Origin of the sequence: Nitrospira sp. (assembly GCA_037045225.1) — a bacterium.
Lineage (GTDB): Bacteria > Nitrospirota > Nitrospiria > Nitrospirales > Nitrospiraceae > Nitrospira_A.
This window is the reverse complement of the sequence record JBAOHZ010000009.1, coordinates 324,635-345,457: the sequence shown is the minus strand read 5'-3', so window position 1 is coordinate 345,457 and position 20,823 is coordinate 324,635. Positions and strand designations below refer to the sequence as shown.

At 56.1% G+C, this 20,823-nt stretch carries 18 protein-coding genes and 2 pseudogenes; 9 read left to right on the top strand and 11 right to left on the bottom strand.

Annotated features, from left to right (window positions below; genetic code table 11):
* Window positions 1-242 precede the first annotated feature (242 nt).
* A complete protein-coding gene (locus V9G17_02745) occupies window positions 243-1,283 on the bottom strand; it encodes a transporter substrate-binding domain-containing protein (GenBank protein ID MEI2751493.1) in 1,041 nt (346 codons plus the stop codon).
* A 58-nt stretch (window positions 1,284-1,341) separates the two neighbouring features.
* Complete coding sequence (locus tag V9G17_02740; protein MEI2751492.1) at window positions 1,342-1,944, bottom strand: hypothetical protein; 603 nt, start codon at window positions 1,942-1,944, stop codon at window positions 1,342-1,344.
* Window positions 1,945-2,605: 661 nt separating this feature from the next.
* On the opposite strand from V9G17_02740, the gene V9G17_02735 reads away from it, so the two are divergent.
* The gene (locus tag V9G17_02735) at window positions 2,606-2,950 is read left to right on the top strand and encodes a cytochrome P460 family protein (protein ID MEI2751491.1); all 345 of its coding nucleotides are present in this window, start codon (window positions 2,606-2,608) and stop codon (window positions 2,948-2,950) included.
* Window positions 2,951-3,098: 148 nt separating this feature from the next.
* On the opposite strand, the gene V9G17_02730 is transcribed toward V9G17_02735, so the two are convergent.
* Entirely contained in the window at window positions 3,099-3,257 is a 159-nt protein-coding gene (locus V9G17_02730; GenBank protein MEI2751490.1) for an integrase core domain-containing protein, read from the bottom strand.
* Between the two features lie 177 nt (window positions 3,258-3,434).
* On the opposite strand from V9G17_02730, the gene V9G17_02725 reads away from it, so the two are divergent.
* The 3 genes from V9G17_02725 to V9G17_02715 all read left to right on the top strand — a co-directional run bounded on the left by V9G17_02725 (window position 3,435) and on the right by V9G17_02715 (window position 6,682).
* Window positions 3,435-3,683, top strand: coding sequence for a hypothetical protein (locus V9G17_02725; protein ID MEI2751489.1), 249 nt, complete (start codon window positions 3,435-3,437; stop codon window positions 3,681-3,683).
* A 22-nt stretch (window positions 3,684-3,705) separates the two neighbouring features.
* Window positions 3,706-4,914, top strand: coding sequence for a threonine ammonia-lyase (gene ilvA / locus V9G17_02720; GenBank protein MEI2751488.1), 1,209 nt, complete (start codon window positions 3,706-3,708; stop codon window positions 4,912-4,914).
* A gap of 823 nt (window positions 4,915-5,737) precedes the next feature.
* Window positions 5,738-6,682 (top strand): alpha/beta hydrolase, encoded by a 945-nt coding sequence (locus tag V9G17_02715; protein ID MEI2751487.1) that lies wholly within the window; start codon window positions 5,738-5,740, stop codon window positions 6,680-6,682.
* Between the two features lie 422 nt (window positions 6,683-7,104).
* On the opposite strand, the gene V9G17_02710 is transcribed toward V9G17_02715, so the two are convergent.
* Window positions 7,105-7,500 carry a VOC family protein gene (locus tag V9G17_02710; protein MEI2751486.1) on the bottom strand — a complete coding sequence of 132 codons (396 nt, stop codon included), beginning with the start codon at window positions 7,498-7,500 and terminating at the stop codon, window positions 7,105-7,107.
* Between the two features lie 588 nt (window positions 7,501-8,088).
* Between V9G17_02710 and V9G17_02705 the strand changes: the two are divergent.
* The 3 genes and pseudogenes from V9G17_02705 to V9G17_02695 all read left to right on the top strand — a co-directional run bounded on the left by V9G17_02705 (window position 8,089) and on the right by V9G17_02695 (window position 11,618).
* Window positions 8,089-8,223 (top strand): annotated as a pseudogene (locus tag V9G17_02705) (IS3 family transposase).
* A 135-nt stretch (window positions 8,224-8,358) separates the two neighbouring features.
* On the top strand, window positions 8,359-10,881 hold the full coding sequence (locus V9G17_02700; GenBank protein ID MEI2751485.1) for an excinuclease ABC subunit UvrA: 2,523 nt from the start codon (window positions 8,359-8,361) through the stop codon (window positions 10,879-10,881).
* A 496-nt stretch (window positions 10,882-11,377) separates the two neighbouring features.
* Window positions 11,378-11,618: pseudogene (locus V9G17_02695) on the top strand (transposase).
* A gap of 646 nt (window positions 11,619-12,264) precedes the next feature.
* On the opposite strand, the gene V9G17_02690 reads toward V9G17_02695, so the two are convergent.
* Window positions 12,265-12,609 carry a hypothetical protein gene (locus V9G17_02690; GenBank protein ID MEI2751484.1) on the bottom strand — a complete coding sequence of 115 codons (345 nt, stop codon included), beginning with the start codon at window positions 12,607-12,609 and terminating at the stop codon, window positions 12,265-12,267.
* Window positions 12,606-14,516, bottom strand: coding sequence for a C1 family peptidase (locus V9G17_02685; protein ID MEI2751483.1), 1,911 nt, complete (start codon window positions 14,514-14,516; stop codon window positions 12,606-12,608). The genes V9G17_02690 and V9G17_02685 overlap by 4 nt, the downstream gene beginning before the upstream one ends.
* A 1,157-nt stretch (window positions 14,517-15,673) precedes the next feature.
* Here V9G17_02685 and V9G17_02680 point away from each other — a divergent pair.
* Together V9G17_02680 and V9G17_02675 are read left to right on the top strand one after the other, a co-directional pair.
* Entirely contained in the window at window positions 15,674-16,048 is a 375-nt protein-coding gene (locus tag V9G17_02680; GenBank protein ID MEI2751482.1) for a hypothetical protein, read from the top strand.
* A gap of 135 nt (window positions 16,049-16,183) precedes the next feature.
* A complete protein-coding gene (locus tag V9G17_02675) occupies window positions 16,184-17,206 on the top strand; it encodes a hypothetical protein (protein MEI2751481.1) in 1,023 nt (340 codons plus the stop codon).
* Between the two features lie 57 nt (window positions 17,207-17,263).
* Here the strand turns inward: V9G17_02675 and V9G17_02670 are convergent, their stop codons facing one another.
* From V9G17_02670 to V9G17_02650, 5 genes are all read right to left on the bottom strand, one after another.
* Window positions 17,264-17,827 carry a hypothetical protein gene (locus V9G17_02670; GenBank protein MEI2751480.1) on the bottom strand — a complete coding sequence of 188 codons (564 nt, stop codon included), beginning with the start codon at window positions 17,825-17,827 and terminating at the stop codon, window positions 17,264-17,266.
* 207 nt (window positions 17,828-18,034) lie between these two features.
* A protein-coding gene (locus V9G17_02665; GenBank protein MEI2751479.1) for an IS3 family transposase occupies window positions 18,035-19,152 on the bottom strand; the annotation gives its coding sequence in 2 pieces (ribosomal slippage) (window positions 18,035-18,900 and window positions 18,900-19,152; 1,119 coding nt in all).
* A gap of 115 nt (window positions 19,153-19,267) precedes the next feature.
* Window positions 19,268-19,600 carry a hypothetical protein gene (locus tag V9G17_02660; protein MEI2751478.1) on the bottom strand — a complete coding sequence of 111 codons (333 nt, stop codon included), beginning with the start codon at window positions 19,598-19,600 and terminating at the stop codon, window positions 19,268-19,270.
* A 137-nt stretch (window positions 19,601-19,737) separates the two neighbouring features.
* Window positions 19,738-20,031, bottom strand: a complete 294-nt coding sequence (locus tag V9G17_02655; protein MEI2751477.1) for an addiction module antidote protein — start codon at window positions 20,029-20,031, stop codon at window positions 19,738-19,740.
* A complete protein-coding gene (locus tag V9G17_02650; GenBank protein MEI2751476.1) occupies window positions 20,028-20,360 on the bottom strand; it encodes a type II toxin-antitoxin system RelE/ParE family toxin in 333 nt (110 codons plus the stop codon). Before V9G17_02650 ends, V9G17_02655 begins: the two co-directional genes overlap by 4 nt.
* Window positions 20,361-20,823 lie beyond the last annotated feature (463 nt).

Sequence of the window (20,823 nt, the reverse complement as noted above, 5' to 3'; positions counted from 1 at the left end):
CGTTCCTCGGCGGTAGGAACAGCGATTTTTATGTGCCACGCGGGAAGTCGGAGTTGGTGCCGAAGGCGAGACGACGCTGGAAGAAGTCCGTGTCGTGACAGAAGAGTATCGACTGAACGGTTGGCTCTCAATGAGAGTAGCAGCAGTCGGCCAGCTCCCAGCCGGCAAATGTTTTATTGCAAGACCTGACCATATTAGGAGGGACATCAATGGACGAGGCCTGCGGAGTGCGAGCGGGCAGGTTATTTTGTCGTGGGGGTATGCGTAATTCGACAGCTTCCGGGCGACTTGACCCGGCTCTCCTTGCACTCGGAGCATGGCACCGCGATCTTTAACGCTTCCGCAGAGTCGGGGTAGCTGGGAGTCAGCCAACGACGGCGCATATCCGCTAACCGGCCGGATTCTTCCAGCTCCCACAGCAGATCATTCACCAACCAGCGCAGATGGTATTTTGTTTCAGCCAGGACGACCGCATACTGTTCGTGCACCAGCAGCAGTGGCTTCGCATGATCCAGAACAAGTGGCTGCCAGACTGATGGTTCACGTTGTTCCAAGAACTCCAACGTCTTCTGTTTGCCCAGCACCACGTCGGGCGACTGGTCAGAGGCGAACGCCGCCGTCAACGTATCGCAGACCAGCAGGCGACTGTCGGTGAGCCGGGCCTTGGCAAGGAGATGGCCTGTGCGCCCCTCCTGCACCGCCACGGTCAGCCCTCTAAACGCTATCCTTCTGGCTTCGGCCACATGATGACCGGCATTCAGCAGTTCTTGGAACGTGGTTCGGATTCGCTCTGCGACCTGTGGGTCCCGCGTCAGAGCGATAATGCCGGTGTGGGAAAAATAGGGGGCGGAATAACCAATCCCCGTCGCGTTCAAGTGAGGCATGTTCGCGGCCATTGCCGAGAGAAAGAGATCCACGCGTCCTTCCGTCAGTTCGATGAACAGATCCCGGACAGGTAGGAGAATCGGCACGGCTCTTACCGGCCGACCGCACTCGCGCGATATCGCGGCTGTGATCGCGTGGAGCAGCTCGATGTCCAGGCCTGTGATTTCAGGGGTTTTCTCAGCCAGCAGGAAGACGAAGGGCGGGGTCGGATTGTTCGCAATGCCGACATGTAACTGCTCGTGTCGGCAGATGACGGCGAGGTCATCCGGCAGAGAAGAGGGGACGGGCCGCACCCACTGCGCGGCATCCATTAGCAGCCCACATCCAGCGAGCGATCCTCCGCCCGCCAGGATGCCCAGCAAAATCGCGAGTGTGTGAAGCCGTCTGTGCCATCTCATGCGGCAGACCATCCTTTTCCGGGCACAATCGACGCGGACCGTGTGATCGATGTGGCAGCTAGAAGACGAACCCCGTTGTAAACAGTAATTGGCGCTCTCGGTCGCCGTGCTCATCGAAGCTCACTCCGTAGGCAAAATACGACAGGGCAAGGTCAAGCGAAACGGTGTGGGCGACTGGAAACCGCACACCGACTTGCCCGCCCAAGAGGTAGCTTGGGGGGCGGTTGTCCGGCCCGGTCAAGGCCGAACCCAGCACCGCACCGATATACGGAACCGCCCGGTCCTCCAGCAGCCCGAATAGCAGATGCCGCAGCAGACGGCCGATTGACGGGCCGCTCGGAAAGTCCAAGATATCCAGAAAGTTGTTCCAGCGCGGATTGAGATAGAGGGAATGCACGCCGGCATGACGTTCGTGGGATGCGAAGCCGAAATACTGATAGGTCGCGCGTACCTCGAAATCGCTGTACTGCAGCGCGGTCAGGCTCGCCTGCAAACCAAGTTCCCGACCGCCTGGAGTGAAAGACTGGCGGAAGGCGAGATCTATACCGAAGGGCCGCACGGGGAGCAATTCGAGACGTCCTGTCTCGCCCAGGGTCGAATTGGGGAGACAGGCCGAGAACAATGCGAGGCCCAGGAACACTCGAACAGTCAACGTTCCCAACAAGCCATTCCGCAGCGAGAGGATCTGCCTAATACGTATTCGTCTGGCTACGTATCCAGAGAGACCACACATATTTTCTTGTACCACATTCCTCGAGCGATTGGGATATCCTGCGGGCGGCCGCCTCGTCAAAACTATTCTGGCTCAACCACGGGGAGCCAACCTTGGCGAGGCGCTTCTGTAGCACGTTCGTCTTGCCTGATCACGCGTCGCCAATCACCATCATCTCGGCTCCCTCGAAGGCAGTGGCGTTGCCCCGATGGCCACTTCTGGAGGTCAGCGCTGCGTACAACGAGGGTCTTGTGCCAGAGCTTGGAGGTGTCTGTCAAATCCGGGCCACCTCAATCTAACCCTGTCTCTCGTATCTATTGCTCCTCGTTGCAATGAACCAAGCCCGCTCTATATATTTGCCAAGCTGGTGATAGGCTCACAGGTGAAAGGAGTATCTACCATGAGGAAGTCCATCAAGGTTTGGTGTCATCTATCTGTGTGGGTCTGCACGGGGATCCTACTTGCATCTGGGCTTGGCTTGTCCATGCCCTCGAGTGCGTCCGCTGAAGATCTCACTGTTTCCGAAGACACCTTCGGCTGCATCCTCGACTGGCCAAAGGTCCGTAATACGCGTTTCAGACATTCAAATCCGGAGAAATTGAAAGAAGCGATGCAGATCTTCCGAGACAGCGTGCCGGACAAGGAGTATCCAGTCGGCACCATCCTCCAACTGGTTCCGTTTGAAGCCATGGTGAAACATCCACGCGAACAGTTCCCCAATACGAACGGCTGGGAGTTTTTCTTTCTGGATGTCTCCAAGGAAGGGACCAAGATCGCCGATCGAGGCGAGCAAGTGGTGAATCGTTCCCAAGGGGTCACGTGCTTAAGTTGCCATCAACCGGCGGCAAGATTTGACTTCGTCTGCGAAAAGGGGCACGGCTGTGCTCCTATTCCATTCGATGATCAGAAGATCGCAGAGATCCAGCGGTCAGACCTTCGTTGTGTCAAGAAGTAAGCGCAGAGGTGTTTAACTTCAGATAGTGTGGACTTGGCCGCATGGACTGACGAAAGGACGGCATACACCGGTCTGCTCCATCGCTTTACTCGGGCCGGTGATGAATCGCACAACGACTACGTAGCTCAAAATGACCGTTCCCCATTTGTTACACCACGGCCACCGAAGTTAATTCCTGCGCGATCTGAGGCTGGTTGTGATGGTGGTTGATGAACTCCATGGGTGTCATATTCCCCATGGAGCTGTGCGTCCGCACCTCGTTGTATTCCCTCTGCCGGGCTTCAATCACGAGCTGCACTTTCTGCAGCGTCAGAAATCAGTGCACTGGCTGAGGGCAGATCTTGTCAACCAGCATTTAGGCAAGTCTTGGCTGGCGATAGGGTTCATTTAGGTGTCCCGCGATCCGTGCACCTGGCGATTGACGGTAACTGCAAGCCGAAAGCGTGGAGGGGGGCGTCGAGGTTTCGGCACGACGGAGAGTTGATTGAACAAACCGGCCGCGTTCCTCGGCGATGGGGCAGCGATTGTCATCTCCCACGCGGGAGAAATGAGTGGGGGCGGAAGGCCGGAAGGCCGGACGGCGCGAGAAGACGTCCCTGTCGTGGCAGTAGAGCAGCGACTGAACGGCCTGCTACTCGCTGGGATGTATTTAATTGCAAGACCTGACCCCACTATTCTCTCGCGGGCGGATTCAATCCCGTCAGGGGATTTTTTGTTGTCGAAAGCAGGCTGATACAGTGAAAGGAGAGCAGGGCATGGTGACAGTTCAGTCGATAGCAGCTGCGGCTACACGTATCGGACCATCGATCTATGAATCTCCATTGGTTCATTCCAGGACCTTGTCCCGGCTTACCGGCAATACCATCTTCCTCAAGCTCGAAAACCTTCAGATGACGGGGTCGTTCAAGGAGCGGGGCGCGCTTAATCGGATTCTCATGATGACCGATCAGGAACGGCGCCGCGGCGTCATTGCAGCCTCGGCCGGCAACCACGCGCAGGGTGTGGCCTACCACGCAACGCAACGAAACATTCCCGTCCAGATTTGGATGCCGCGATCGACTCCTCTGGTGAAGCTCTCGGCGACGCGCAATCACGGCGCGGATGTCGTCCTCCACGGTGAGAATTACGACGAGGCGTGCCGGGCGGCCATGGAGCAAAGTCTGGAGCGACAGGCCACCTTCATCCATCCCTTCGATGACGACGAGGTGATCGCAGGGCAGGGTTCACTCGGCTTGGAACTGCTACGGCAGAATCCGACCTTGGATGTGATCGTGGTACCGGTAGGAGGCGGAGGGCTGATCGGCGGGGTTGGATGCGCAGTGAAGGAACGCGCGAGCAAGATTGAAGTCGTTGGTGTGCAAACAACCAGCCTCCCATCGATGGCCGTCGCGCTCCAGAACAGCGGTCCGGTCGAACTGCCGGCCGGCCCGACCTTGGCGGACGGGATCGCGGTGAGGAAAGCCGGTTTCCGTACGTTGCCGTTGGTGCAACGCTACGTCGATCAGATGGTCACCGTCGATGAAGATGAGATCGCCGCGGCAATCCTCACGCTGCTTGAGGGAGAGAAGACCGTGGCGGAGGGGGCTGGGGCCGTGGCTCTGGCGGCTTTGCTGCAGGGCAAGACCGGTCATCGCGGCAAAAACATCGCGGTGCTCGTGTCCGGCGGGAATCTGGATGTGAATCTGCTGGCCCGCATCATCGAGCGGGGAATGGTCAGGGATGGAAGGCGGCTGCGGCTGCGCGTGCGGCTTCCGGATTATCCCGGCTCGCTTGAAGGATTGACCTCAGTGATCGCCAAGGCCAGCGCCAACATCGTGGAAACGTCCTACAACCGCGCCCACTATGGCGTCGGGCTGAACGAAGCGGCGTTGGACGTAACTATGGAAACGCGCGGCCGCGACCATGCGTCGGAATTGCTGGCGGCGTTAACCGGTTCCCGCTATGAATTCAGCGTGATCGAGTAGGACGGCCGGTGCCTCAAAGAAGAGCAGTGCCAGGTGCAGTAGGTAAAACGCCGGGCCGAACAGTCGGCCGACGATTATCAACCCTGTTTGAAAGCACCGGGCAGCGCCGACGATTAGGATGGTTGTTAGGAGGCAGGCGAATCGTCGAGGCTGAGGGTGAGGCGGAATCCTCGGACCGCCAGACAACGGGCGGATGCCGAATGTGTAAAGGGATGGCCGGGGAGCAACGCCCCTAAGAGGGTGAAGGGCGCGCGAGCCCACAGCTCCGGCACGGATTGTAGTGCTGTGCCGATAGCCGTTCAGGTGATGCAAATCGCCGGCGACGACCGGACGCAAGACTCAGCCAGCTACCAGCCGATAAATGTTTTATTGCAAGACCTGACCCCAAGTTCGCGCTTAAGACGGCTCTAAAGAGCGCGGGGTTCTCTGATACACAAGCTACTGACTTTATCAGCGCCTATTCAGTCGTTAGGGTGTTTGATGATCCGGCCACCGATTTTTCCGCCAGAATGAGGCCAGGTCTTGTAATCAAACATTTACCAAATAGTTGCTTGGCGATAGGGTTCCATTAAAAGTCTTGCGATCTTCCTTAACGATTAACGAAAACTGGAGGCCTGACGCGTGGAAGGGGGTGTCGGGGTTTCGAAACGACGGAGAGTTGATCGAACAAACCGGCCGCGTTCGTCGGCGATGGGGCAGCGTTTTTGATTTGGCGCACAGGAAATAAGCGTTGGTGCGGAAGGGCGGGCGGTGCTAGAAGAAGTTCGTGTCGTGACAGGAGAGCTTCGACTGAACGGTCTGTTACTCGCCGGGAGGTGTTTGATTGCAAGACCTGTCCCTTATATTGCTACTTGTTCTCACCATAGCGTTGGCGATGACCATCTTGGTCTATCGGCATGATCTGTCGATCGCGAAATCTCGTGTTGCGACAGGAAGTGAACTGTTGAGAGGACCAGATAGCACCATCGAATTTGCCGACAGGGGCGAAGGCGATGTCGTCATGGTGGCTCATGGGTCAGGTGGTGGCTTTGACCAAGGCATAGCAATGACACAGCGTTTGCCTGCGTTGGGGTTCAGGGTGGTTGCTCCATCTCGCGCGGGCTATCTTCGTTCTTCAATGCCGAAGCATTTTTCTGTGGCTATGCAGGCCGATGGATATGCGGCACTGATGGCGCACCTCAAGATTGAGCGCGTGGTGATGCTCGGCGTCTCTGCAGGAACGTGGTCATCCATTGAATTCGCCCGGCGTCACCCCGACAAGTGCCGGGCACTAATATTGATAGTCCCCGCAGACTATCTGCCTGAAGGACAGAAGATGCGAGGCGGCTTGATTTTTGAGGCAGTTTTCCGGTCCGATTTTGCGGCGTGGATCGCCGCTCGTTCCACGTCGCTGATGCCGAGCCTCTTCTCGCGAGCGATGCTCGCCACCGATCCTGACGTGATAGGCAGGGCAGACTTGAAAGAACGCCAGCGAATTGCCGACCTTCTACAGGGGCTCTTACCTGTTTCTGCGCGACGACAGGGGATGGTGTTTGACATTGAAACAGCCAACGCAAATCCACATCGCGAAACGGTTCGCCTTGCATGCCCCATACTCCTTATCAGCGCGCGTGACGACGGGTTCGAGACTGCCCGTCGCGCTAGAGAATGGGCTAAGCAAAACCCGATGTCTGAACTCGTAATTTTCCCAACCGGAGGCCATGCACTGGTTGCACGCCAAGGCGAAGTGGCCACTGTCATCAAAGCGTTCCTGGACAGAGTCAAATGACGCAATGCGAAGAACATTGGTTCCCAAATTGCTCTTGCCGGAGAAGCAAGGCCACCTTTCGTCAATAACGATAAGGCCGAACTCCGTCACTGCCTGTGGTCGGCCATAGCTACTCGATGCGGGTCGACAGTCAGGCAAGGCCCATGTGTGGACGGCCCTCGCGGTGCAGGATGTGTTTGAGTCTTGATGAGCATCGGTCGGATGCATCCATCCATGTGTTCGGCCTGTTCGTTGAGCACCTTATGCAGGCCGCGGCCAGTATCGATAGGATGTGGTTCATGAGACTGGTGCAGCCCCGTGGTTTCGAGACTTGCGGCGGCGCCGACAAGAGTGGCGTGCGATGGGCAGCAATGCCGCCCCATCCGTGCCCGTCGCAAGTTAAGCTGAAAGGGCGCCTCGGAACCGTCCGTTGCCGATCCCACTTAACGGAAATAGGGTTCGTCGGTCAGGCGCTGCGAAATCCACCAGATGTTTCCAGCAGGATCGCGTACTCCACCTTGGCGGTCGCCATATGGCATATCAGCGACTGCCATGATCTCCGCCGCCCCGGCATCGATCGATTTCGCCATCGCGGTCTCGGCGTCCGCCACATATAGGTAGAAGGCGGCGCTACTCGGCGGAAAGTCCGCACTCGCTTCGCTGGTTATCAGCGTGGCGCCGTTGATGTTGATTTGGCAATTGGCGATGCGGCCACTCGGCGCGACACTTCGTCCAAGTTCCTCACCGCCGAAGGCTTCTCGCAAAAAGCGAACGTAACCGTCGGCTTCTCGCGCGAAGATGTATGGAGTCACGGCTGAAAATCCGGTCGGCACGATCATAGCAAATCTCCTTCGGCCACACTCTGCACCTTGTCAGAACTGAAATCTTGGAAAAATGTTACGCCTGCTTAACGAATGCGGTCGGCGGCAAGCCGACGAAGCTGACGAAATCACGGATCATGTGGGCTTCGTCGTGATAGGCGGCATCGATCGAACGACTGGCCTAACCATTGCCACCATCGTCACGCTCGGACTCAAACAGGTGACCACCATATTAGTGTCAGGTTTTGTAATCAAGCACTTAGCCAATTCTTGGTTGGCGGCAGGTGTTCATTCACTTGCCCCGCGATCCGAACCTAGTGATTCATCGCCACCGCGGACTGAAAGCCCAGGGCGTGGAGGAGGGCGTCGGAGTTTCGAAACGACGAAGAGTTGATCGAACAAACCGGCCGCGTTCCTCGGCGGTGGGCAGCGTTTTTGATTTGGCGCACAGGAAGTAAGAGTTGGTGCGGAAGGGCGGGCGGTGCTAGAAGAAGTCTGTGTCGTGGCGGTAGAGTATCGACTGAACGGTCAGTTATCAATGGAGGCGCGGGAGTCAGCCCGCTACGCACCGGGATGTGTTTGATTGCAAGACCTGACCCCTATATACGGGAGGAAGCCAGGCAGGACATGTTCGATTACATCAAGATGTTCTATAATCCGGTGCGCAAGCAGGTCAGGAACGGGATGTTGTCGCCCGTCGAGTTCGAACGGCAGCAGATTGTGAAAGCGGAAGGCGTCTAGAAAACTAGAGGCTATTCAGTCATTCAACGCTACTGGACGCTATTCCTCGCTTAGGCTAGCATAAATCTGTGTTCGAAAGTCATCCTCTTGGGGGTTATTATGGTGCGCCACATTTCCCGAAAGAGCTCAGACGGGATGGTTCACGTGCGTGGCGCGCGCGAACACAATTTGAAGAACATAGATGTAGCCATCCCTCGTGATTCACTGGTCGTGTTTACAGGTGTTTCCGGATCTGGAAAATCCTCGCTCGCGTTCGGAACGATCTATGCCGAGGCGCAAAAGCGTTACCTAGAGTCCGTGTCTCCCTATGCGCGCCGACTGTTTCACCAATTGGCGGTGCCGGAAGTGGATCAAATTGATGGCCTGCCACCAGCAGTCGCGCTGCAACAGCAACGCGGATCGCCCACAACCCGCTCAACAGTGGGCAGCGTCACAACGCTGTCGAATCTTTTGCGCATGCTTTATTCCCGTGCGGGCGACTATCCTCCCGATCAGCCGCTACTCTACGCCGAATCCTTTTCGCCCAACACTGCCGAAGGTGCCTGTCCTACGTGCCACGGTTTGGGTCGCGTCTATGAGGTCACCGAACAAACACTTGTTCCCGACGACAGCCTGACAATCCGCGAACGTGCAATCGCAGCATGGCCGACGGCTTGGGGCGGACAGAACCAACGCGATATTCTGGTCTCTTTGGGGATCGATGTGGATCGCCCGTGGCGCGAACTGCCGAAAAAGCAGCGTGAATGGATTCTATTCACCAACGAGCAGCCTGTGGTGCCAGTCTATGCTGGTCTGACACCGAAAGAGACGCGGCGCGCGCTGAAATGCAAGGAAGAGCCTAGCTATCAGGGAACCTTCACCAGCGCGCGCCGACATGTGCTGCATTCGTTCGCGAATACCCAGAGCCAAGCGATGAAGAGGCGGGCGCTCCAGTTCATGCTCAGCAATCTGTGCCCATTGTGTGACGGTAAACGGCTACGTTCGGAATCACTCTCGGTCAAGTTTGCGGGTCTAGACTTGGCGGAATTGTCGCGCCTGCCGCTTGAGGAACTGGACGGAGTTATTCGGCCCTATGCCGACGGTACTGAACCTCGCCTGAAGATCATCGCCGTCGAGCACCCCGAAAAGGCGCTGGTCATGCGGAGGATCACCGAGGATCTCAACGCGCGTCTGGCAACACTGCTCGAGCTGGGTCTCGGATATCTAACAATTGAGCGCGGTACGCCGACACTTTCTCCCGGCGAATTGCAGCGCCTGCGGCTAGCAACCCAGATCCGTTCGAACCTGTTTGGTGTTGTTTACGTCCTGGACGAGCCCTCTGCAGGACTGCACCCCGCCGACACCGAGTCGTTGTTGATCGCACTCGACCAACTCAAGGCTGCAGGCAATTCACTCTTTGTCGTCGAACATGATTTGGATGTCATCCGTCGCGCTGACTGGATTGTCGATGTCGGACCCGCAGCGGGCGAGTTCGGCGGCCACATTCTTTACAGTGGCCCTCCAAATGGCCTGCGGAATATAGAAGCTTCACAGACCCGCCATTACCTGTTCGAGAGCGATTCTCCACGGCAGAAGCGCGCTACGCGCGAGCCCAAGGGTTGGCTAAGCCTCAGAGGCGTGACACGTAACAATCTCGACAACCTAAGCGTTGCTTTCCCCAAAGGTGTCCTCACGGCTGTGACCGGCGTTTCTGGATCGGGCAAATCCAGCTTAGTAAGCCAAGTGCTGGTAGAACTGGTTGCTAAGCGGCTAGGGGCCGAGATCTCCCCAGACGAGCCCGAGGTTGATGATCTGGAGCACGAAGCGGTTGTGACTCAGGGCGGCGAGATTGCTTCCGGAATGGGAGGCATCGCGCGTATGGTTCGCGTTGATCAAAAGCCAATCGGCCGTACTCCGCGCTCCAATCTGGCGACCTACACCGGATTGTTTGACCATATCCGGCGCCTGTTTGCCGCAACGCCAGAAGCGCGTGCGCGCCGCTATGATGCCGGGCGATTTTCTTTTAATGTCGCCAAAGGTCAGTGCCCAAATTGCAAGGGTGAGGGGGCGGTGATGGTAGAACTGCTATTTTTACCCAGCGTCTATGCACCGTGCTCGGTCTGTCACGGGACCCGCTACAATCCCCAGACCCTTGAGATCAGATATTGCGACCAGTCGATCGCCGAAGTGTTGGAAATGACTATCGATACAGCGTGGGCTTTTTTTAGCGATGAACCACAGGCACGCCGCTCGCTGACCTTATTGCGCGAGGTGGGGCTTGGCTATCTGCGGCTTGGACAGCCGGCGACCGAGTTTTCGGGTGGCGAGGCCCAGCGGATCAAACTCGCCACTGAGCTACAACGTGCGCAGCGTGGTGACGCACTTTACGTAATGGATGAGCCCACTACCGGATTGCACCCGGCCGATGTGGATAGGTTGATCGCGCAGCTCGGTTCCCTCGTGGATTCGGGCAACACCGTCATCGTGGTTGAGCACGACATGCGCGTGGTGGCGGCGAGCGACTGGGTTATCGATATCGGCCCCGGCGCCGGCGACAATGGCGGAAAAGTTGTTGCATCAGCACCACCGTTGGAGTTGGCGCGAAGCTCTGGGCGTACCGCCCCATATCTGGCCGCCTACCTTGGCTTGCCGCAAACGCGTGATGATAGATCATCCTGAGAAGATACCAACCCGCCTCGCAATACAGACTCTCTGGTTCTATCCGGAAAGTTGAGGGTCGCTAAAGCCTCGGAAGTGCAACGCCGCTACTCGATTGCTCGATCAACGCAGTTGGCTGTCCTTGCTGCCGCGCCTATTAATACCGCCAATCCGCGGGCGGCGGTCACGTTCAACCTGACAAGTAATGCAGGTCCGCACACCCGGTAAGGCTGCCTGACGCTTTGCGGGGATCGGAGCACCGCAATCCTCACAATGTGTGAGCGACTTTCCGCTTGGCATTCGCGCCCGAGCGCCTGCCACGGCATCCTTGATGCTGTCCTCGATCTGCTCTTGTACTGCGCCATCTGGTGCCCAGCCACTAGCCATATTGTAATCCTTTCGATCGAAGTATCGACATTTCAAGATAGCGCTTCCACGATTCATTTTCAATATGGACTTGTCACGGTTTTGTGCCGGTCACTTGAGAGTTAAACACTCGCGCAAGGAGACCGATGAGGTGATCAAGCATAGCGAAGAGTTTAAGCGGGAGGCGGTGCGGATCGCGCTGACCAGTGGTTTGCTCCGTGCGCGGGTTGCGGCGGATTTGGGGGTTGGGAAGTCGACGCTGGGGAAGTGGTTGGCTGTCTACCGTCCTGCTGACCTGGTGTCGGCACCGCAAGCCGATCTCGCTTTGGAGAATGAACGGTTGCGCGTTGAGAACCGTATCCTGAAGGAGGAGAGGGACATCTTAAAAAGGCCACGCAGTTCTTCGCCAAGGAACGGGTATGAGATTCGCGTTTATCGATGCCTGGCGGCACCAATGGCGCGTGGCGACTCTTTGCCGGGTCATGCGTGTTGGTCTGAGCACCGCAATTTCCTCCAGATTTGAGTAGAGTCCGGCCCACCAAGGGAGTCGGACGACAATGAAGCGGAGCAGGTTCGAGAAAATTAAGGTCAGGTCTTGTAATCACACAGTTGGCCAATTCTTGGTTGGCGACAGAGGTTCATACACTTGCTCTGCGTCTGCACCTAACGATTGACGGAAACTGGAATCCTAACCCCTAGCGCGTGGAGTAGGGCGCCGGGGTTTCGAAACCACGGAGAGTCGATCAGGCAAACCGGCCGAGTTCCTCGGCGATGGGGCAGTGCTTTTGATTTGGCGCGCGGGGAGTACGAGTTGGTGCGGAAGGCGAGACGACGCTATAAGAAGTTCGTGTCGTGGCAGGAGAGCATCGCCTGAACCGTCAACTATCAATGAGGAGAGCGGGAGCCGACCAGCTACCAGCCGACAAATGTTTGAGTGCAAGACCTGACTCTAATTACTGGTCCTGTGCCGGTAGTATGGGGACAGCATCGGGTCAAGCGCGTCACGCGGGTCGCGGCTATGGGCTGTCTGATTCCACGTTACTGCACAAGTACCTGCAGCTCCTGATCCACCAACGGACTCTCGGGCATCCAGGGACGGACGAGCCTCAGTCTCCACCGGGCGGTCCCCTCGCGTAACCCGGTCACGACCAGTTGCATGGGCACCGGCAGATTCTGAGGGATGGCACCTTGTTCCGGGGCGTGACCTGTTTCGATCGTGAGGGTTGCAGCATCGCGCTCTCCCGCGATCAGGAACACGTGCCACTGGTATCCCGCCCCCGCGCGTGAAGGCAGAGGGAAGCGGGCTTCCGTCCCGGCTCGAACGTCGAGCCGGTCCGGAAGCCCGGGACGAAAGTCTTCCTGTATCGCTTGATCCGCGCTCATGCAGGACCGATCACCGGACCTTCATGCCATCCGGCACCATCGCGCCAGTAATGCTGGAGTTGGCCGTCGCGACGCAGCACAATGACTTCCAAATTCATGCCCCATTGTCCTTCGCACATCCCTGCGACTGCTGCCACATCATGCCCGAATGTCGTACTGTGGCGCCACTGCGCATCTCCACCGTTCCATCGCCACCAATGCTGCACCTGTCCGCCGACCGCCACGCATAACTCGAAATTCCCATGTGGGCCGGACTCATCGCGCATGCCGTATTGACCCTGGATCATCACCGGCGAGCCGGCCACTCCGGCGCCGAAGACAATGCCGGTGTTCCAGGTCAAGGTCGGCTCATGGCGCCAAAAGTGTTGCATGGTCCCATTGGAACGAACTGCGACGCATTCCAAATTTCCATGCGGTGTCCCATAAGTGCCTTGCACCAGGGTGGCTCCGGAATAGGCGAGGCCGGTTCCGAACTTCACGCCGTTATGCCAGCCTGCTCCATCACGCCACACGTGCTGGAGTTGCCCACCGCCCACCAGGACCACCACTTCGAAATTCCCCGGTGCGCCATAGTCTCCCTGGATAAAGCCGGGAACGCCTCGGCAATCCGTCGGACCGAAGATTCCACCGTCGCTCCACGGTCCCGTACCTCCGCTTGGGCCCCACCAATGGTGAAGGCGACTGGCCGTCGTCAAATAGACCAACTCCATATTGCGGGTGAACGTTGTTCCGGTGAAGGTGGGGCAGGCCGCCGCGTCGCTGCCGAAACTCTTACCCACGCCCCAGGTCCAAGGTGGGCCACCCTCGCGCCAACGGTGCTGGACTCGACCTTTGCCCGCGCCCATCACCTCGAGGTTTCGGTTCATGGCGCCGTTGCCGCTTTCGTACAAGTTGCCGTTGTGGAGCCGGCGCTTGGTCCAAGGGTCGGGGTTGACGTTCCGCACCCCGGCTTTGGCATAGCGATCGATCCCAGAATCTCCATAGGCTACCCAGCAGAAGCCGCTCATGCCCCAACCAGTTCCCCACGAGTTCTTGCATAACCAGGCCTGGAGCGCGTCGCTATAGCCGATGACCAACATGAAATGCGTCCCAGCCAGCGTATTCGACGGGGCAGTACTGCGGCGGTAGACGCCCGAGCCGTAGGCGAAGAAGTCGTTGTAAACCTCCAGCCAGGTGATCAGCGGTCCAACTGTATCAATCCAGTCCTTGGCTTGCTGCACCGTCCCGACCCATTGAAAGGCCGGCCCTCGAACCGTTCTGCCGTTGCGGTCGGGGGTTGGGGTGTAGGGCGGGGTATTGGTTGCCCACGGAAAGCAGCCGGGGTCGGCAAATCCGCTGTTCGTGAAGAAATTGGAGACGTTACCAATGTTGCCATAGTCGGCACATTGCGCGCCGATCCCGCGGTGGACATCACCCTCCGAGAGTCTCGTCCAGAGTGAGTCTTCAATGCGCACCATCGATTCAACCAGGGCGACACCGGCAAAGGCCCAGCAGGCGTTACAAGGATTTTGATCACGCACCGTCGTAATGAAATTGGTCCCCCAGCGATTGCGCCAATCCACCGATGCGACCGCACCGCCTTCGGGCTGTGCATCACGTTGCAATAATTCCGGGAGATCGCCGTACCCGAGCCTCATCAATTCGCTTTTTCTGAACCGTTCCTCGAGTGCTTCCCGCCTCACGAATCCGCGTTCGAGTCGACGAATCGCGAGACGCGGATTTGTGCCGATACCGAGCGTCTCCTTGAAGTCGATGCTCGGAACCGCTTCCGCCTTCTGCAGTCCTTTGGTGTCGCCACCGAGACTTTTCGGTGCCACGCGGTCGGTATCCGACCGATCCGTCAGTGGTTGCCAGGTCAACGATTCATGTTCGACCGCTTCGCGTAATTCACGAAATGTCTGTGCCATGTCCGATTCCTCCTCCGATTGGATGGTTGCCGCCACTCGCCGCTCAATCTGTTTTCGTGCTACGACACAGGTGTAGAACTGGATTCGGCGCCGTTACAAGGATGATCCTCACGCAAGAAATGCACCGTCGTACGATCGGCAATGAATACGAACAATTGCAGGTAGATGACGGATCGGCGTGTGGCGGCATTAAATACGGGCAATATCCGAGTGGATACATGATGCGAGAGAAAAGGATACAGTCAAGTGACGAGTGTCTCAGAAGTGAGAGCGGAATAAATCCATTCTTGCTGAGGCCGCGATATTTGCCCTCTCGAAACGGCGAAAAGAGGGGGCTCCGAGATGGAGCAGCAGATTATGGTCAGGTCTTGTAATCAAGCAGTTAGCCAATTCTGGGTTGTCGACAGAGGTTCATTCACTTGCTCTGCGTCTGCACCTAACGATTGACGGAAACTGGAATCCTAACCCCTAGCGCGTGGAGTAGGGCGCCGGAGTTTCGAAACGACAGAGAGTCGATCAGGCAAACCGGTCGCGTTCCTCGGCGATGGAGCAGCGATCGTCATCTCCCAAGCGGGAGAAAAGAGTGGGGGCGGAAGGCCGGACGGCGCGAGAATACGTCCCTATCGTGGCAGTAGAGCATCGACTGAACGGTTGGCTATCAATGGGAGCAGCAGGAGTCGGCCAGCTACCAGTCGGCAAATGTTTGAGTGCAAGACCTGACCCGTCTTTTTTGATGGTTTTGGTTATGCTTATGCCTGGCCTTAGGAAAGTGTGGGGTTTGGTGAAGGGTCCTTTGGAGTCTCCAAAATACATGAGATGCGCCAGCTTCAAGGGATCAGTTCAGATCAATATATTTTGAAGAGTCTGAAGCACCGCTCATTGGTGATTCACGAGCCGTTTGACTTGAGGCGAGATGCATGTAAGTTAGTATTGTTATGTATAAGTATTTAATTTAATTGTATCGCTTCGTAGCGTGCATGTATCAGGGTCTAGTAATAATACAACCATTTACTTATATGCTCACGAAACAGCGCTTGACGATTATTTGATGGGCGTATAGATTACGAGAGGGTCATTGGCGATCATGTAAACGCAGAGTTCGGAGAAGGCTTGTTGTTGTGGCTCGATCAATCACTTTGAAATAAAGGGATCTGCGTATGTCAGAACTGATGCGATTCCGCCTTGCCCGGGCACCACAAAAGCAAGCTGTGGATTCAGGAATGCATGTTTCTCTCTATCATCAACCCCGAAATGTGATCCTGGCCCACGTTCCTAAGGAACATCCTGTGGGCAAGGTAGTCACGCAGCTGCTAGTGGTACCTGCGGATTTTATCGTTGGTTTCCAGAAAGATGGATTCACCGTTTTGGATAAGAGGGATATGTTCTCTAGGCCAGTGAGTAAGTTCGAGCACTGGCTTACTAGCGTCAGAAATAGACCGGAGATTGAAAAGCTAAGTGGCAAGCTCCGAGAAATTCTTGTCTCCCTCGACCCTTATCTGAGGGACTGTTTGACCTGTGATCTAGGTATGTAAAGTTTGACGGGTTGAGTAGCTGCGGTAGTCTCGAATGCTAGAGGCTCGTGACCTGATCGGAATATGTCCTCGAGACGAGACGTCATATCTGTCACCACGGTCCATGGGACCTTTGCCAGATCCGCATCCTGGGCCATGCCTGATTCGATCTTCTGCCGCGCCCTTGAAGCTAGTATTCAACAGTCCTACCAAGTTGCCGGCTGTCTCCCACCTACAGTAACCGTTTCCAAATTTACCTGGAGTGGGTTGAACGGACTACGTGCACGAAGGAATGCAGCCTACAGATTGCGTGAGAAACTGGCTGAAGACCTCCGCCAGTCTCCTGAAGCCCGTCATTTCGTTGTTGCGCATAGCCATGGTGGCAACATAGCGATGTATGCCCTCAGAGTTCCGGAGCTTGCGGAAAGAATTTCTGGAATCATCTGCATGGCTACTCCCTTTTTGCTTGTACGTCTTCGAGATCCGAATTCGGGACTTTTTGCCATCCATGCTGCCGTCATCCTTACCCTCACATGGCTGGGTATCTTCTTTTTGCCATTCTGGACAGGATTTCCAGCATTGGCGAAAGTGGCCTTGGTCATAGTGCTGTCTCCGCTAATCTTGAATCTCTTCTTTAAAACTTGGCAAAACAATGCTCGCTACTGGGTGCAAGAGATGGGGCCTCCATCCTTGGGAAAAAACCAGATGCTTGTTGCAAAAATAACAGGCGATGAGGCGAGTGATGTGCTAAAGACAGCTCACCTTGTCTTTTGGCTGTTGAACGGAGTATTTGAGGTCATGGGACTGCCTGACAACTTTCTCCGAAAGAAGCTAGGCCGCGCATATTTCAGTCGTTCCCGTGTCTATCCGCTTGGAATCGCCATGAGCTTAGTCCTACTCTTGAAGACAAGTCCGCAAGTGGCTTTGTATACAGTATTGGGAGTCTATCTTGCCTCCTTCGTTTCAACTGGAGGAAGGTTTCTGCCACACCTTCCTCTAGACATCAGTGCAGAACAAGAGCCGCCCGTCCCGCGTGAGTGTTACACCTTTGAGCCATTGTTTCGACCAAGCGGGCTGAAACCGACCCTCCCTTTTTCACTGCAGCACAGTCAAATCTACGAGCATCCGGCTCTGTTCGTTGTTATTGCCGACTGGGTTAGATCCAAGCGCGAGCGGTGACCTTATTCGAATGTCTTCTTTCATCTACTGTCACATTGAGAAAATTGTTATCCTTAATTACTGGCCCTGAAGGGTCGTCGAGAAGTTGGCCACAGCCTCATCGATTTCATTAACTAATTCATCACATATATTCGTATCGGTTGACAGTTTTGCATCCGCGGCGCAAGCTGCCGTGATGCCATTTAGTGAGGCGATCACTTCCTCTGCCGAATTCGCGTTATCCGCAGTGGGCCCCTCGCTCGCCTGGTTTTCACCACGAGTCTTATTCGGCTCCGCCCTCCAGATCTCTACGGGTGTATCTTTACCATCCCCTTCCTTTCCCTGAGGAGAGGTCAGCATATAAGCGCCTTGTTCCTTCCTCGTTCGTTCGAGAAGCTTCTTAAAAGCCTGCGAAGCCTGGTACTTGGGCTTAGACGCAAAGGCTTTTGACTCAAAAGATTGAAACAGTTTTCCTTCTCGATCGTAGAGATTCAGCTGATAGCCGCCGGCATTCGGTTTGATTTTGATCCTTGGGCTACCCTTCGGGATAAAAAAGGGTCCAGCGTAAATTTCCCCGACACCCACAGCGAAGATAAAAAAACTGAGGACATATGCCACAAGGATTGCTGTTCTCATCCACATGATTAGCCTCCTCAAATTGTGAATGGATGTGGTTTATGCATACATCACACCAATTGCGGGCAATGGGATTGTGTTGCAGATATCAAAGGATTGTGCCAACAAAACAAAAGCGCCTGGAAACAATTGCATCAACTTAGATACACAAGATGTATCCACTAAGATAAAACGGCAGTAAACCGAAGTGTGCTAATGCCGTAAGCTCCCCCGTCAAGGAGACAGTTTCATGGGAGAAGTTCTGGCTTCCACTTGGGCCCGATACGTGGCAGGCGGCAGGCCCGCCAACGCGTCATGGGGCCGCTCTTCATTGTCACTCTGCAACCATTCGGCACTGATCTCTCGCACCTGCTCCAACGACTCGAACACGTACGCATTGAGCACTTCGGTCCGATAGGTCCGGTTGTACCGCTCGATCAAGGCATTCTGATCCGGCTTGCCTGGCTGGATGTGCCACAGCTGAATCCCTCGTTCCGCACACCAGGTGATGAACCGGTCGGCGAGGAATTCAGGGCCATGATCGAGCCGAATCGCTTGGGGCTGTCCCCGCCAGCTCACGACTTGCTCCAGCACGCGAATCACGCGTTCAGCTGGGAGCGACGTATCAATCTCAATGGCCAAGCCTTCCCGCACGCCTTCATCCAGCACATTGAAGGTCCGGAAGCGTCGGCCGCCGTAGAGCGTATCGCTCATGAAGTCCACGGCCCACACGACATTGGGCTGAGGCACCACCACGAGCGGCTGACGCGGACGAAGAGGGAGCCGCTTCTTCGTCCGACGGGGGAGATTCAAGCGGAGCTGGCAGTACACGCGCCACAGCCGCTTGTGATTCCACGGTTGTCCATCCAATCGAAGTCGCCCCCAGCATTTCCAAAAGCCCCAGCGACTCTTCGCCGCGACGAGCGTCGTCAACGCCGCGATCACCGGCGCATCCCGCCGAGCCCAGTCCACGAGTGGCCGATAGTACGTCGCCCGACTCAGTCCGACTGCGCGACAGGCCCGCTGAACCGGAAGGCCGCCCGCCATGACCAGGTGGGCCACGACCTCCCGCCGCTCAGCAGGCCTTAGAGGTTTTTTGCGATGACATCTTTCAGCGCTGCATTCTCCAGCGACAGGTCGGCATACATCCGCTTGAGACGGTTATTTTCGTGTTCCAACTCCTTCAACCGCTTCACGTCCGAGGCCTCGAGCCCGCCGTACTTGGCTTTCCACTTGTAGTAGGTCGCGGAACTGATGCCGTGCTGCCGCCACAACTCGTTGACTGGGCGCCCGGCATCGGCTTCTTTGAGGATCGACACAATTTGCGATTCGGTGAACTTCGACTGGCGCATGGGAACCTCCTGGCTAGGATGACAATTGTGCCAGAATGTTCTCCCAATGGCTGTCTCGATCTAGGGGGAGCTTACGAGTTGAATGGGAGCGAAGAGATAGGTAGGCTCGCCGGAATTACTTCTTGACTCGTAAGGCAGGCCAAAGAGCTGGATTAACAACGTATTTCGTTGAGTGCCCCCATTTCCGAATTCTTACACGCAACATTTCGATATCATAATTTACATCGTAGATGTACTGTGTTTCTTCTTCTGGGCGTTTTACGCCGAGCACCCCATAATACAGGAGAAAATTAATTACGCGATCAGCATCTAATGCATCTAACCCCGTACATTGCACCAAAGTAGAAAGTTCATCCCCGGAAAACTCTGAGCTCTCTTCCGAGAACTCGTACACCAACTTCCTAGCTTTTGGAAACACATCCCCAAGCTCCCGGTCTACTTCGATCACTAAATCCTGAGCATATGTCAGAAGCCCACGCGTGATGTCTTCCGAAAGCAGATGAGGGTCAGGTCTTGTAATCAAACATTTATTTAGTCAATTCTTTGTCGGCGGTAGATGTTCATTCGATTGCCCTGCGGTTACACCTAACGATTTACGGAAACTGCGAGCCGAAAGCCTAACGCGTGGAGGAGGGCATCGAGGCTTCGAAATTCAGGATTGCCGCGCTCCGAGAGCATGCGATACAGACTCTCTCGATTCAGCTTCGTTTTCTCGGCGAGCGATGCTATCCCTCCTTGTGCCTCCGCCACATTTCGTAACGCCAGCAAGAACAATTCCGGATCATCCTCTTCGAGCGCGGCATTCAAATACTCTTCAGCTTCCCGAGCATCTCGCAGGCTTTCGATGAGATCTGCTTGATAGGCTTTGCTCTTCTTCATGGCCGCCTCCTGTATCCGCTCCAATACCGTTGGGCTATAACAATATCGTTCTCCTGTGTGCTCTTATCTCCTCCGCAAAGGAGCACCACGATTGTCGTTCCTTCTTGTCCGAAGTACACCCGATACCCTGGTCCATAATCGATCCGAAGTTCCTGAACACCGCCTCCAACGCCATGGCAATCGCCGAAGTTTCCCAAGCTGACTCGGTCCAACCTCACCCGTATTTTCGCGCGGGCCCTATGATCGCGTAGCGATATCAGCCACTCACTGAAGGGTTCGTGGCCTTCTTCCGTGACATAGATCCGCAACTCTTTCGGCGTGGTCTCCACGAATCCAAGTGTAGCTTATAAGCTACTTCGTGGCAAGGGGCGCCCCGGCGGGTTCCCTGCGTGCGTGCGTCCAACGAGGGGAGTCATCGACCGCGCGTTGCGCTTTCCACGCATCATCAGAGGAATGGCCAGGCTGCCCTTCACCTGCGCGCATGGGACGAGCACCGTTTCATCGTGCGCGTTCTGCGAGGTCCACGGCGCGAAGAATAATGAGCGCCACGTTTGCGCACGTCGGCGAGACGTCATTCTATTTTTTTCCCTCCATCTCCATTGCAAGCGGGGCTTGGTTTGCCCCAAACTGCGCGCGTCCAACGAGGGCCTTCTGAGGCCGCGCGTTGCGCGAGCAATGGGGCAATCAAGCCACGCTTGCATCTCCATCTTTCCCCCTCGTACAATGTCGTTCTCCAAGCTAACCCCTTGGCATTCTGACTGTTTCGGAGTGCCGGACCGATACAGGAGCCAC